Genomic DNA, 11744 nt, shown 5'->3' on the forward strand with positions numbered 1-11744 from the left:
CTAAAACTTATGCGTACACTCACTTTTACTGTTTGACATTCCCCAACCCGAATATGCTGCGCCCAATATGACAATTACTGCAATCCAGCTTGACCAAGTTACTTTTGACGAAATGGGCGTTGGTTTTTCCGAGTTACCGCTTGATAAACCACTTTCAATGCGAGCGATTGGTCCGACTGTCTTGCTCGCCGGGCCAAACGGGGCAGGTAAATCGCGCTTACTTCGACTTCTGTCAAAGCTTTTATCAAAGAAGTTGGCTACTGGGGTGGTTGATGAGTTGGAGCGCCAGATCCGTCAATATCGCGAACGTGTCTCAAATTTTGAGAGTCTGATCGCCACGATCAAACAACAAACTGACTCTGATACGAAGACAACGGATCGGTTGCACGAGACAAATGTCGCCTTGGCAAACACAAAAAATTCATTGAATGGGTATCTTCAGCAATTGCGATCCAACAAATGCATGGATGTGGACGGATCGACCGTACCAAATATTGTTCATTTCGTCCCGAGACAACCTAAATTAGTTGACCCATTTCACACGACCGAATCGGAAGCGGCCACCCGCGCCGACCGTTTGGTTCACAGTGCTGACAGCGCTGAAATGAACGCGCCAGCTTATGCTCGCAGCATCCTGAGACAAGCACAGGAAACAGGATACTCGCGCCTGACATCCGGTGCCGGACCATTGACCGACGAGGAACACTCACGTGATGAACTATTGTCCGTGTTGAGCTCACTCCTTGGTCCAAGCGTAAGTCTCCAGCTGCACGATGGACGGCTAGCAATTGGGGATATGGAAGCATATTCAGAGGTGCTGTCGCCCGGTCAACAGATTCTCTTTCAGTTCGGCTGTTTGCTTCATGCAAAGAGAACCACCCTGTCAAATTGCATTGTCGTCATGGATGAACCTGAGAACCACCTTCACCCTGCGGTGTTGGCGCAAGTCGTTACTGCGCTGCAAGCACTGCTTTCCAGTAGCCAACTGTGGATTGCAACCCATTCAGTTCCTTTGATTGCCCAGTTGATGGCAAGCGATAGCGATTGTCTTTGGTATGTAAGTGAGGGGCGAGTCAAACGTTCAGGTCGTTCGCCAGAAAACGTATTGGAAAGTTTGATGGGCGGACCGGAGGGTGCCAAACATCTTCATGATTTAACGCTTCTACCAGCACAGTACGCCACGATTCGTTTCTTAACCGAATGCCTTGATGCGCCAGGGGTTGTAGGGGCCGACATCAAGGACCCGCAGACGAACCAGATCACCGAAATTCTTCATCGAATCTCCATCACAAGGAAAGCGGAAGGACAGAAAGTGCGTGTCCTTGATTTCGGTGCAGGCAAGGGGCGGCTACTTGCGACGCTGAGAGAAGACGCTTCAGGAGCCAAGGAGTGGCTTGACTACTACGCGTACGACATAGACGCGGACAACAAGCCGGATTGTGAACGAGAGATACTTGCAACTTATCCAGACGACCCGCTGCAACGGTGGTTCAAGGATCTTCATCTTCTTGAAGCCCAGATTGGGGAAAGTGCGGTCGATGTCGTTGTAATGTGCAATGTGCTCCACGAGATTGATCCGGCAAATTGGTTGGCCCTACTAAGTCCAACCGGGACACTTTCACAATTGATGTGCGCGGATGGCTATTTACTTGTTGTCGAAGATTATGGAATTCCTGTTGGTGAGCGAGCACACGACTATGGCTTCCTACTGCTGGACGAACCGGAACTGTGCAAACTGTTCAGCATTACGCAAACGGACAGAACGTCAAAACTGTACGTTTCTCAAACATCCAGCGACCAGCGATACAAGGGGCGGCTGACTGCTCACCTTATCTCTAAGACCTGTTTGACGCGTATTTCCCACGCCACTCAGATTGCCGCGATGACGAAGCTACGCGACAGGATGTCCGATGAGGTTGAGGCATTTCTTCGCCAAAAACACGCACCAAAGAATGAGATTGGTCGCACCTACGCACGCAATACGCAATTAATAGCAAATGCATCTTTGTGGTTACGAGCAAACGGTGTAACTTAACCCGAAAAACAAGGGGGCGGACTTGTTTGCACGCATTCTCCCCCCTGAAAAAGTAAATGGGGTTTAACGAATCGCCCTGACTTCACTACTAATTCAATAGCTAAACACGCTTATGGAGTAAGGACTAGAGGCAAAAAACACTCACATCCTCACGCCACCCGCGCTTCGGGCAGCACGGCTGGCGATTGGCTGAGTTTTCAGTCGCCAAGTTACGCCGGGCGATCCGCCTCGCCCTGCCCCATCAAGCTAGCCCGTTCCCGATCCAGCTCGCGGCGCAACTCTTCCTCAGAGGGCAGCACCAGCCTGTAGCGGCTGGCAAACAGTTGCTCGCTGCCGTTCAAGACCGAGTAGCGCACGACCGAGGCATCTTTTTGCGAACACAAAATAATGCCGACGGTGGGGTTGTCGTCCGGCCCACGTTTCAGATCGTCGTGCATGCGCACGTACATGTCCATTTGCCCAATATCCTGATGGGTCAGCTCACCCGTTTTCAGGTCGAACAACACAAAGCACTTGAGCAGGTAGTTGTAAAACACCAGGTCGATATAGAAGTCTTTGCTCTCGGTGCTGATGCGCTGCTGGCGCGCCACAAACGCAAAGCCTTTGCCCAGCTCCAACAAAAACGCCTGCAGCTTGTCCATCAAACCCTGCTCCAGATCAGCCTCCAGCAGGCGCCCGGTGCCGGGCAAGCCCAGAAACTCCAGTAACACCGGGTCGCGGACAAATTCGCGCGGCGTCTGGTTCAGGGGCGCCAACAGAGTGTTGGCTTCGGCCGCCACAGCGGCCTTGTCCTGGCTGGCCAACAAGCGTTCGTAATACAACGTGTTGATCTGCCGCTCCAGCGCACGGGAACTCCAGTTTTGGCTGACGGCCTCGTTTACATACCATTGCCGGGCTGTCTCGTTGTCCAAGCGCAGCAGCGTGCGATAGTGCGTCCAGCTCAATTCGGTACGCACTGCGTTCCAAATTGGGAACGCCTGGTAGAACGTCCGCATGTGGCGCAAGTTGCGGGCATCAAAACCCCGCCCAAACTCTTGTGTCAAGCGCTCTGCCAGTTGCGGCAACAGGCGTGCACCATACGTTGCGCGGGACTGGCCTTGCTGCTCAAACATCCACGATGTAACGACCAATTTGCCAGCAGGTTTGAACCTGAATGGTGTCCACGGCACGCAACGCTTGCGTGCGCGCCTGCATGATCAGGTCACGCAGTTGGCCCAGTAAGGGACCCAGTGCGATGGCGTCGGTCCGCGCGAGCGTTTTTGTTTTTGGCTTGTTCATACGGTGATATTTTCTTGTCTGCGATGGGGCGCTAGGGTCAATGTACCTCAGCCGTTGCCAGTGTCAAAGTTCGCTCGCCAGGCATTGATCGGCGCGACGGTAGTGCGTGCCCAGGCTCAGCATGGCCACAGTCTGCGTGGCAGGGGCGTTGGGGCTGCCGGCATCAAATTTGCTACAAAATATATAGCTGGTTGCGCATATTCCATATGGGCTAGAGGCCTAAGCCATTTAAATTTCAGAAACCCTTCAAACCTAATGCCTCAAGGCCTTCAACGCCTGCGGCAAGGACTGCGCCGTAGGAATGAAGTAGTCAATCGTCGCACCAAGCACCACCGCGCAGAGCACGGCGCCGGCCAGGGGTTTCCAGGTCAGACGCACGGCTGCCGACGCCCAGCCTTCGCGTGTGACGCGCACGGCGGTGCGGGCCGTGGCGTAGGAGAACGCCAGCTCCACCGCAACCGCCAGCAATACATCCCAGCCAAAATACAGCAGCACCAGCGCGCCCGCCCCTAAAAAGACCGCGCACCCGATCAAGAACACGGCCACCACCGGCACCACCACGATGGCCGCCTCGTCGCTACCGGCAGCCGCCTCGATAGCGCCGCCCGCTAGCTCGCCCATGCCGTCTGCCACGTCAGCTGCGGCGTCTGAAAAGTCTCCCGACGCACCGCCGCCGCCAAAGTCCCCGCCGCCACCGCTATGCAGGGTCGGCAGGCTGGGCATTTCCCAACCGCCCTGCGTACCGGGCAGATCAAGACCCGACATATCGGGCACCTCGGCATGGCTGCGCCGGATCAGGGCCTCAGCCCACAGGCGTACCGTCAACAGGTAGCTGAGGTAGCCCACGCCCAGGGAAACCAGGTAACGCAGCGCCAGCGATTCGCCGCCCAGGTGCATTTGCAGCGCAGACACGCCCCAAGTGACGGCCAAGGTGATCAAGCCAATGCACAGTCCGTGCAGCCAAAGCACGCGCCGCTGGCGCAAATCGCGCGTCACCCTCGACTCCCACATGCGCACCGAGCGCCAGTTTGAAAATGTATTCATTCTGTCTGCACCACCACCCTGTCCCGCTCAATGATCTTGCGAAAGGCGTCGCTGGTGGACGCCCAGTCCACCACATCCACCCGAATCGGCAGGTCCGAAGTGGCGAATGCGTCTGTGATGGCGGCCAGTTGCTCAAATGTCAGGGGCTGGCGGGTGATGAGTGCCAGGTCCAGATCCGAGTAGGGTTTGGCCGCTCGCCTGGCGCGCGAGCCAAAAGCCCACACCTCCAGACCAGGGACCTGCTCACGCAGGATGCGCAGCACATCTGCCCAGTCTCGGGGGCTTATCTCGATGGGAGGCTCACTGCTTGGCGTAGGCGTCGTCATAACGCACTCACGTCTGGGCGCTGCGCCGGGTAAGCTCATGCAACAGGGCTTGGGCTTCTGCCAGAAAGTCCGGCGCAACCGCAAACACCGCTTCGGCTTTGGCGGCATCGTAGGTGTGGCTGCTGTCGGTGCGGGCTTGGCGATAGGTTTTCCATTGGCGCCAGTCGGAACGCAGCAAGGCACGCTCATTACCCAGCCGGATCAGGTTTTGAAAGGTGCCGATGTCGATGTCAGCGGGGTTGGCCTCAGTTTCCTCCAGATAGCGCTTGAGCATTTTCCAGCTGAGTTCATAAGTGAACTCAAAGCACTGGATCACGGAGTTGCGCAGTTGCTCACGCAGGCCGGGGTCTGCCAGGGCGGCTGGCGAGTGGGCATAAGACAGGCTTTTTTCAAGCTGCGCAATGGCGTTGCCCAAAGGGGTGTAATCGAGGCTCATGGCGGGGCTTTCTGGAGAAGTTGGATTGAATTGTGCAACAGCCGATTGCAATTCCAAAGCCAACGGTTAATCCAATATCAGCGGCGCCAGACAGACCAGCTTGCATTCCTGCCGTGACGCCACCAGCAAAGCAGTTTGCAGAAATCGCTGCGGCCCATCCACCGGGTGATTGAATTCACGCTCGCCGCCCTCGCGGTGCAACACCGCTTGTTCCCGCCACAGCTGGGGGAACAACGGGCTCTTTTCCGACAGCTCATCGATCAGCGCCTGCATCTCGGCATCACGCGGACGGCGGCTGTAATCGGCGCGAAATTCGGCCACCAAGCGGCGGGCACGTTCGGGCCAATCGGCGATCAAGACTTTTGCGGTGGGCGAGAGGAAGACGAAGTGCAGCAGGTTGCGGCGGCGGGGTTCATCGTCGGCGTGGCGACAAAATTCCGCCTGCGTCTGGAATTCGCCTCATGGATCGAGTGGATGAAAACGCCGGAATCCCATGTTCTGGCCATCCGTTCCTTGCAGCGGCGCGCGGGGAGCGAGGTGGCCGATCACTTTGCGCTTGAAGACGACGGCAGCTTCACGGTTGATACTGTCCTGTTGACGGCCGCGGCCGGGGCATAGCGGCACGAGGGATGCACTCACCTTGCACACCGCCGCCTGGCTCATGCGACCAACCCTGCGCCTTGCTTATCTGTTGCAAGCGCTGAGCGAGCACGGCAAATGCGGGGTGGCTGGATGTGAGGATATGCGGGCCGTGGCGCGCACCTCCATCGACGCCAGCTTTGCGCATGCGGATGTGAAGCGGCAGTTGCCGGCTGCCCTGGCGCACTGGTGACGGGCGTCTAAAATCGGCCCCTCGCCATAGTCTTGGCATCGCCTCAATTTTGAGCCACCACAAAAAAACGTCAGCGCTGTGCCCGTATTTCGCGACGACTTCCCACGCTGGCAATATGACGGCCGCGGCGCGGGCCGCCCATCTGATGTTGTATGCCGGTGTCAAAGACGTGCGTTTGCTCGATGGTGGCTTCCACGCCTGGTTGCGCGCCGGTCTGCCGTGTGCGGCGGGCGCGCCGCAGCGCTACCCGCCCGCCACAAGCTTTGGTGCGACCTTTCCGGGCTGTCCGCACTACCTGATCAACAGGCGCCAGGCGAAAGCGCTTTTAGCGCAGTCCGATGGGGCGCTGGCCAGTATCCGGACCTGGGATGAATTCACCGGCAAGACCTCTGGCTACAGCTACATCAAAGCGAGGGGTGACATTCCCGGCGCCCGTTGGGGCCGGGTCGGCCATGGCGCTGACGTGAATGACATGAGCGCATTTCATCGGCCGGATGGCAGCCTGCGGCCAACCGATGAGATCCGCCAGTTCTGGCGACACGAGGGCATCCACCCCGGTCTGCAAACCGCGTTTTATTGCGGCACGGGCTGGCGCGCATCGCTGGCTTTCTTCTACGCCTGGATGGTCTCGGCGTTGAGCCGCTCCAGCACCGGCGCGGGCACCCCGGCTGGCGGTCGATGAACTTGGCGCAAAGATTCCTCGCCTTGACATGGAACAGGCAATTTCAGTCAACAGCCCCCAGGGCCTGTGTTAGGCTGATGCCCACTTTGCTTTTGGGGTTTTATGAGATTGCGCCATCTTCATGGTTTGTCGGCATTGATTGTTGCAAGCTACGCCTGCGTTCACATCGCCAATCACCTGGTTGGCCTGGCCGGCATCGAGGCACACATGGCGTTCATGAGTGCTGCCCGGTCGGTCTATCGCCTGCCCGCCGTGGAGGCCTTGCTGCTGTCGGCTATTGCGTTCCAAATTTGTAGCGGCCTGGCTTTCGTTATTCGCGGCTGGAAACAACGGGAAGGGTTTATCCAGTGGCTGCAAGCCGGTTCCGGCGCTTACCTCTTGTTCTTCTTTCTGAATCATGTCCGGGAGATTTTCTTGGCGCGATTTGTGGTGCCCGTGGACACCAATTTTTACTTTGGCGCGTCCGGCTTTTATGTGCCGCCGTTCCAGTTCTTTGTGGCGCCTTACTACTTTCTTGCGGTGCTGGCGGTCTTCACGCATTTGGGTTGCGCCCTGTATTGGCAGTTGCAAACCCGTTCCAGGCCCGCTCGTATTCTGGCGATAGCGCTGCCCGCGGTGGTCGGCTTCGTGATTTCGCTGCTCATCGTGCTGTCACTGGCGGGCGTTTTTTATCCCGTGGAAGTGCCGTCTGGCTACAAAGCGATCTATAACGGGCAAACCTCCTGACACGCCACAAGAGCCCAATAGAACGGGTTTTACCCGGCCAACTCGGGGCTTTGACTCGCTGGGATCTTCTTATATTTCACCTCACGCGTTGACGTCCCGATCAACGTCAATCGATGAGGTCGAAAATGAACACGCAGGCTTACCACACGGACGGCGACCAAGATCAGCGCGGCGACCCGATCAATTACCAGCGCAACGAGATGCTCAGAGAAGTGGCCTTCAAGTGGCTGATGGCAGGCCTGGGCCGCCACGTCGACCCGGCACTACTTAAAAGCGACGCTGGTTACGCCAACGCCTGCTTTCAATTTGCCTTGAATTCAGACTGCGACCCGCTGCGCAGTTGCGCGGTCTATCTGCGGGCCGAGCTTGACGGCATAACGACCGCGTCGACCTGCAGTTTTTAACGCGGCGACTCGCTTCCGTCTTGAAGCACCGATCGGCGGCTGGCAAACAAAAGCGAGAGCTCCCGGTTCATGAGCTCGACGTCTCCCGTGTTGAGCTCTATGAGTCGGCGCAACTGGGTCAGGCTGGCGACGTCGATGTCCTGGCACTCGATGCCAACCCGTTGGTCTTCGAGATGAACAATTTTGCCCGCCATCACGACCCGCTCACCGCCTTCCGTCAGCGGCAGCACCAGGCGGCATTTTTCTTGCGCTACCAAGGCCTGGGGCGTGTCGGTCTGCACCAGGGCGCCCTTGAGCGCGATGTCGATCAGATGCACGTTCAGGGTCCTGTCATGCAGGTGCAACAGCACCTCGGCATCAAACGGTATGCGTGAGAAATGACGAAGGCCTTTGATCAGTGTTGTCTTCATAATGGGCTCCCGAAACAGGTGGCGCGTCAACGGGCACCGCGTTGCGTCAGTGGCAAGGTTACGGGGCTTTGCCGCAAAGCGCAACACCGAACTCGGGTTGTTATTTGACAGCTATCAAATAGATAGCTGCTTGCGCATACAGCACGGGGGCCAGTGGCTGAAAATGCTCACGCGCATGCGGCCAACCGCAGTCGGGGCCTACTGTGCCGGGAACTCCTGAAGATAGCCGGCCACGTCCGCCATGTTCCTGGGGGTCAGATCGTGGGCAATGGTCTTCATGATGCTGCCCTCGGGTCGCTCATCCGTTCTCTGAAAGACCTTGAGCTGCTTGACGAGGTAGTCCGCGTGTTGATGGGCTAGGCGGGGGAATTGTTCGTTGCCCTGTGCCTGGGGGCCGTGGCAAACGCTGCAGGGCGGGATGTTTTTTTCCGGCACCCCTTTCTCGAAGATGACCCGACCCCGCGCGAACAGGTCTGGATCGTTGGTCCGACCCGGCGAAGCCGGTGCCTGGGCGGAAAAGTAGTCGGCCAGGCCCTTGATCTGGTCGTCAGTCAAACTCCGGCTCAGTCCCCACATGTATTCAAAACCAGCTGGATCGAGGCGGTTGTGGCCTCGGAACTCTTTCATCTGGGCCATGAAGTAGGTGGACTGCTGTGCGGCAAGGTTGGGAAAGTTCGGATTGGTCGCCCGGCCATCGATGCCGTGGCACAGCGAGCAGACCTGCTGCGCGAGTGTTGTTCCGGAAACTTTGGGGTTGGCCAGGTCGCGAGAATGTTCAATATTTGAGCAACCGGCGCCGACCAGACCCAAAGTCATGGCCAGGAAAATATGACTGAATTTCATGCTGAATCTCCAATAGGCTGAAGCGATTTGAGGTGCGAGTTCTGGTTTCGTGAGCGAAAAGCCCAAGAGCCGGTCAATACGCAAACCATGCATAGAGGAACAGCGAGTTGTTGTCGCTGGCATTGCGGCCAGCGCCGTCATAGTTGTCGGTGGCGCCCTGGAATTTTCCATAGGCGGTGTACTGGGCACCGATCCGGATATTTTGTTTGGGAGTCCAGAACGCTTCGTAAGTGATGCCGCGAGTGGCGGGGTCGCTCTGGATGTTGGTGGTGCCGGTCAGATTGAAGTAGGCCAAACTACCGCCGTATTTGGCCTGATAAACATAGGACACCTTGGCGCGCAACACATTGTTCGTATCGGTCAGTCCTGAAGCGCCGCCCGCGTTGTCCGAATACGTCTGCTCCTGCTGCATATAAGCCAGCTGCGCCGTGACGGTGTGCGGATCCAGCAGGTACTGGTATTGGGCATCAATGCCGGTATTTCGGAACTGCCCCAGGTTGGCGGGGTCTGACGGGTCAGTGCCACCGTCGTAAACATGGGCCACCATCCCCGAGGTGCCGATCATCAGGTTATGCGGACCCCATTCACGGGTGTAGGCCAAGCGCCAGTAGGGGTTGGTGCCGCTCAATCTCGTGATAGCCGAATCGTCGATGCCGGTACTCATGAGTCGAAAAGCATTGTCGGCGGTTCGGTAGGCGCCCGCCTCTGCATAGATGGTTTTGTTCCAGTACGTGTAGGCCGTGATGCCGGCGATGTTGCCGCCCGAACCGAAGCCCGGGTAGGGGGCATTGCCGTCGATAAACTGGTGGCTGCTGGGTGAGGGGACCGGCACATACTGCATCCAGGCCGCGGCGGTGTTCCACGGATCGGAGATCGACGGGTTGTTATTCAGACTCACACCATAGACCCATTCCTTTTTGCCATCAACGACGCGATTGGCGTAACGGAGATCGATGTTGTCGGCGTTCGAATGGCCAGAGAACGACCCGTCACCGTTATCGCTGGCATAGTTGTCATAGGTAATCTGGGCAAAGCCGCCTATGTTGTCGGTGATTTTTCCGGCAAAAAACAGACTGCCGGTTGCGAAGATAGGGGTCTTGTTTTTGTAGAAATCCGTGGCCGGATTGGCGCTCTTGCTCGTATCGGCGACGTTCGCATAGCTGGCAACACCCATCACGGACAGAGGAATGGTGCGCTCACCGATGGTGTAGCCCGTCATCTTGAACATCCGGCCATACGGCGTGAGCTCAGGAAACTGGCCACCCGCATGGCAGGCCACGCAGTTCTGGCCAGTCTGGCGCGCAAACGCCGGAACGGCCTGCGCCTCCTGGGGCAGAAAAATTGTGAACATCGCCACCAAACCCATGGCAAGTTTCGCAAGCCCTAACAGCCGACGTTGAAATCGTTTTGCTAATAATGACATGGCGGGTGCCTTTCTGGAATTTTGGAATGTTGCCTACGCTTTGAATTTAGCGCACGAACCGGTGATGCCAATTGATGTACATCAATTGAACTGAACTGCAGCATTGGAAGCCCTCCTGCAGCTTGTTTCAGTCACAGCCCGTTCGCATCCGTGTAGCGAACGGATTCCCCCAGCATTCGCAAATGTATCAATGCCCCTTGATCACCGCGATCACCGCGCCCACCGGGTCAAGAATGACGGCGAAGCGCCCGATATCGGGAATATCGGTGGGCGCCACGATGATCTCTTTGGCGCCCAACTGCCGGGCTTTGGCGACCGAGGCGTCGCAGTCCGCCACATGCACATAAGGCAGCCAGTGAGCTGTCACCACCATGCCGGGAGGCTGCTGCATGACACCGGCGCGCATCTTGCCAGCAACGTCCTTGAGTACGTAGTAAGTGCCTTGCGGCCCCATGTCCATGGCGTCATGACTGAAGCCAAAGGCCTTCTCGTAAAAAGCGACCGCCGCTTTGGCGTCGGGGGTGAACAATTCGTTCCAGAACCAGCCACCCAGCGGGGTCTTCTCCACGTCCGCCGGGTCGCCTTGCGCGCCTTTCCACAGGCACACGGCAGCGCCGGTGGGGTCAGCCACGGCGGCCGCGCGACCCACGTCGCCAAAGTTGGTGGGTGGCATCAGACCCTTGGCGCCCGCTGCGGTGGCCGCGGCAAAATTTTTGTCAACGTCAGGCACCGACAAATACGTGATCCAGTGGCTGGGCATGCCAGGCTCGGCGTTACGAAAACCGCCAATGCCGCTGCCGCCGTTCATGATCACGTCGTAGGGTTGCGCGCCCATCGGCATGGGTTGAACGCTCCAGCCGCACAGCGCGGCATAAAAGTCACACGCCTTGTTAACGTCATTGGAGACGTGTTCGAACCAGACAAATTTTCCAGGCAAGTAACTCATGGCAGCTTCTCCTTTTTATGAGAATAGCGGCGGTTTTCCAGATGTCAATCTCACCATCGCGCAGGGCGCGCGCTACCCGATCAATCCGCCGTCACGAAGTCAATAAAGCCGCGTTCCACGTTGGTCGCCACGAGCTTGACGTGGACGCTATCGCCGATCTTGAGGCTGGTCGCGCCGCCCACCAGCTTGCCCTCGGCGGGCGGGGTCAGCACGCGGACCCAGACGCCGTCGGTGTTACTGCCGGTCACGATGGCGTCAAAACGCTGGCCGACACGCGATTCAAGCAGGAGTGCTGCCTCGGACTTGCGCATCTGCCGCTCCACCTTCTGGGCGGCATCTTCCTGCCGGGTGCAGTGCAG

Annotated in this window: 15 protein-coding genes and 1 pseudogene; 5 read left to right on the top strand and 11 right to left on the bottom strand. The window is 57.8% G+C overall.

Annotated features, from left to right (window positions below; all coding sequences use genetic code 11):
* Positions 1-67: 67 nt before the first annotated feature.
* Complete coding sequence (locus tag B3V69_RS11030) at positions 68-2035, top strand: AAA family ATPase (protein ID WP_296446506.1); 1968 nt, start codon at positions 68-70, stop codon at positions 2033-2035.
* A gap of 209 nt (positions 2036-2244) precedes the next feature.
* Here B3V69_RS11030 and B3V69_RS11035 read toward each other — a convergent pair whose 3' ends face one another.
* The 6 genes from B3V69_RS11035 to B3V69_RS20795 form a co-directional block, all read right to left on the bottom strand.
* Positions 2245-3147: a PDDEXK nuclease domain-containing protein gene (locus B3V69_RS11035; RefSeq protein ID WP_296446508.1), complete on the bottom strand. Its 903-nt coding sequence runs from the start codon at positions 3145-3147 to the stop codon at positions 2245-2247.
* Positions 3140-3313 (bottom strand): hypothetical protein, encoded by a 174-nt coding sequence (locus tag B3V69_RS11040; protein ID WP_296446510.1) that lies wholly within the window; start codon positions 3311-3313, stop codon positions 3140-3142. Before B3V69_RS11040 ends, B3V69_RS11035 begins: the two co-directional genes overlap by 8 nt.
* A gap of 252 nt (positions 3314-3565) precedes the next feature.
* Positions 3566-4357 (bottom strand): hypothetical protein, encoded by a 792-nt coding sequence (locus tag B3V69_RS11045; RefSeq protein WP_296446512.1) that lies wholly within the window; start codon positions 4355-4357, stop codon positions 3566-3568.
* The gene (locus B3V69_RS11050; protein WP_296446514.1) at positions 4354-4683 is read right to left on the bottom strand and encodes a nucleotidyltransferase family protein; all 330 of its coding nucleotides are present in this window, start codon (positions 4681-4683) and stop codon (positions 4354-4356) included. Before B3V69_RS11050 ends, B3V69_RS11045 begins: the two co-directional genes overlap by 4 nt.
* Before the next feature lie 7 nt (positions 4684-4690).
* Entirely contained in the window at positions 4691-5119 is a 429-nt protein-coding gene (locus B3V69_RS11055; protein ID WP_296446515.1) for an HI0074 family nucleotidyltransferase substrate-binding subunit, read from the bottom strand.
* Between the two features lie 66 nt (positions 5120-5185).
* Positions 5186-5515, bottom strand: coding sequence for a hypothetical protein (locus B3V69_RS20795; protein ID WP_414707512.1), 330 nt, complete (start codon positions 5513-5515; stop codon positions 5186-5188).
* A 265-nt stretch (positions 5516-5780) separates the two neighbouring features.
* On the opposite strand from B3V69_RS20795, the gene B3V69_RS11065 reads away from it, so the two are divergent.
* The 4 genes from B3V69_RS11065 (at position 5781) to B3V69_RS11080 (ending at position 7763) form a co-directional block, all read left to right on the top strand.
* Positions 5781-5951: a hypothetical protein gene (locus B3V69_RS11065; protein ID WP_296446519.1), complete on the top strand. Its 171-nt coding sequence runs from the start codon at positions 5781-5783 to the stop codon at positions 5949-5951.
* Between the two features lie 49 nt (positions 5952-6000).
* Complete coding sequence (locus tag B3V69_RS11070; protein WP_296446521.1) at positions 6001-6633, top strand: sulfurtransferase; 633 nt, start codon at positions 6001-6003, stop codon at positions 6631-6633.
* A gap of 102 nt (positions 6634-6735) precedes the next feature.
* The gene (locus B3V69_RS11075; protein ID WP_296446523.1) at positions 6736-7359 is read left to right on the top strand and encodes a hypothetical protein; all 624 of its coding nucleotides are present in this window, start codon (positions 6736-6738) and stop codon (positions 7357-7359) included.
* A 125-nt stretch (positions 7360-7484) separates the two neighbouring features.
* Positions 7485-7763 (top strand): hypothetical protein, encoded by a 279-nt coding sequence (locus tag B3V69_RS11080; protein ID WP_296446525.1) that lies wholly within the window; start codon positions 7485-7487, stop codon positions 7761-7763.
* On the opposite strand, the gene B3V69_RS11085 is transcribed toward B3V69_RS11080, so the two are convergent.
* From B3V69_RS11085 to B3V69_RS11105, 5 genes and pseudogenes are all read right to left on the bottom strand, one after another.
* Positions 7760-8173 carry a PilZ domain-containing protein gene (locus B3V69_RS11085; RefSeq protein ID WP_296446526.1) on the bottom strand — a complete coding sequence of 138 codons (414 nt, stop codon included), beginning with the start codon at positions 8171-8173 and terminating at the stop codon, positions 7760-7762. The genes B3V69_RS11080 and B3V69_RS11085 overlap by 4 nt on opposite strands.
* A gap of 198 nt (positions 8174-8371) precedes the next feature.
* Entirely contained in the window at positions 8372-9016 is a 645-nt protein-coding gene (locus tag B3V69_RS11090) for a c-type cytochrome (protein WP_296446528.1), read from the bottom strand.
* Between the two features lie 73 nt (positions 9017-9089).
* A complete protein-coding gene (locus B3V69_RS11095) occupies positions 9090-10439 on the bottom strand; it encodes a cytochrome C (RefSeq protein ID WP_296446529.1) in 1350 nt (449 codons plus the stop codon).
* Positions 10440-10626: 187 nt separating this feature from the next.
* Positions 10627-11385, bottom strand: a complete 759-nt coding sequence (locus tag B3V69_RS11100) for a VOC family protein (protein ID WP_296446530.1) — start codon at positions 11383-11385, stop codon at positions 10627-10629.
* Between the two features lie 80 nt (positions 11386-11465).
* A pseudogene (locus tag B3V69_RS11105) lies at positions 11466-11744 on the bottom strand (RNB domain-containing ribonuclease); the annotation flags it as partial.

The organism is Rhodoferax sp. UBA5149 (assembly GCF_002413825.1).
In the GTDB taxonomy this organism is placed as follows: Bacteria; Pseudomonadota; Gammaproteobacteria; order Burkholderiales; family Burkholderiaceae_C; genus Rhodoferax.

Bases quoted from the DNA above. Each gene is read 5' to 3' on its own strand.
- B3V69_RS11080 (WP_296446525.1), top strand. From the start codon at position 7,485: ATGAACACGCAGGCTTACCACACGGACGGCGACCAAGATCAGCGCGGC.
- B3V69_RS11040 (WP_296446510.1), bottom strand. From the start codon at position 3,313: ATGAACAAGCCAAAAACAAAAACGCTCGCGCGGACCGACGCCATCGCA.
- B3V69_RS11035 (WP_296446508.1), bottom strand. From the start codon at position 3,147: ATGTTTGAGCAGCAAGGCCAGTCCCGCGCAACGTATGGTGCACGCCTG.
- B3V69_RS11085 (WP_296446526.1), bottom strand. From the start codon at position 8,173: ATGAAGACAACACTGATCAAAGGCCTTCGTCATTTCTCACGCATACCG.
- B3V69_RS11075 (WP_296446523.1), top strand. From the start codon at position 6,736: ATGAGATTGCGCCATCTTCATGGTTTGTCGGCATTGATTGTTGCAAGC.
- B3V69_RS11090 (WP_296446528.1), bottom strand. From the start codon at position 9,016: ATGAAATTCAGTCATATTTTCCTGGCCATGACTTTGGGTCTGGTCGGC.
- B3V69_RS11055 (WP_296446515.1), bottom strand. From the start codon at position 5,119: ATGAGCCTCGATTACACCCCTTTGGGCAACGCCATTGCGCAGCTTGAA.
- B3V69_RS11050 (WP_296446514.1), bottom strand. From the start codon at position 4,683: ATGACGACGCCTACGCCAAGCAGTGAGCCTCCCATCGAGATAAGCCCC.
- B3V69_RS11065 (WP_296446519.1), top strand. From the start codon at position 5,781: ATGCGACCAACCCTGCGCCTTGCTTATCTGTTGCAAGCGCTGAGCGAG.
- B3V69_RS11045 (WP_296446512.1), bottom strand. From the start codon at position 4,357: ATGAATACATTTTCAAACTGGCGCTCGGTGCGCATGTGGGAGTCGAGG.
- B3V69_RS11100 (WP_296446530.1), bottom strand. From the start codon at position 11,385: ATGAGTTACTTGCCTGGAAAATTTGTCTGGTTCGAACACGTCTCCAAT.
- B3V69_RS11095 (WP_296446529.1), bottom strand. From the start codon at position 10,439: ATGTCATTATTAGCAAAACGATTTCAACGTCGGCTGTTAGGGCTTGCG.
- B3V69_RS11030 (WP_296446506.1), top strand. From the start codon at position 68: ATGACAATTACTGCAATCCAGCTTGACCAAGTTACTTTTGACGAAATG.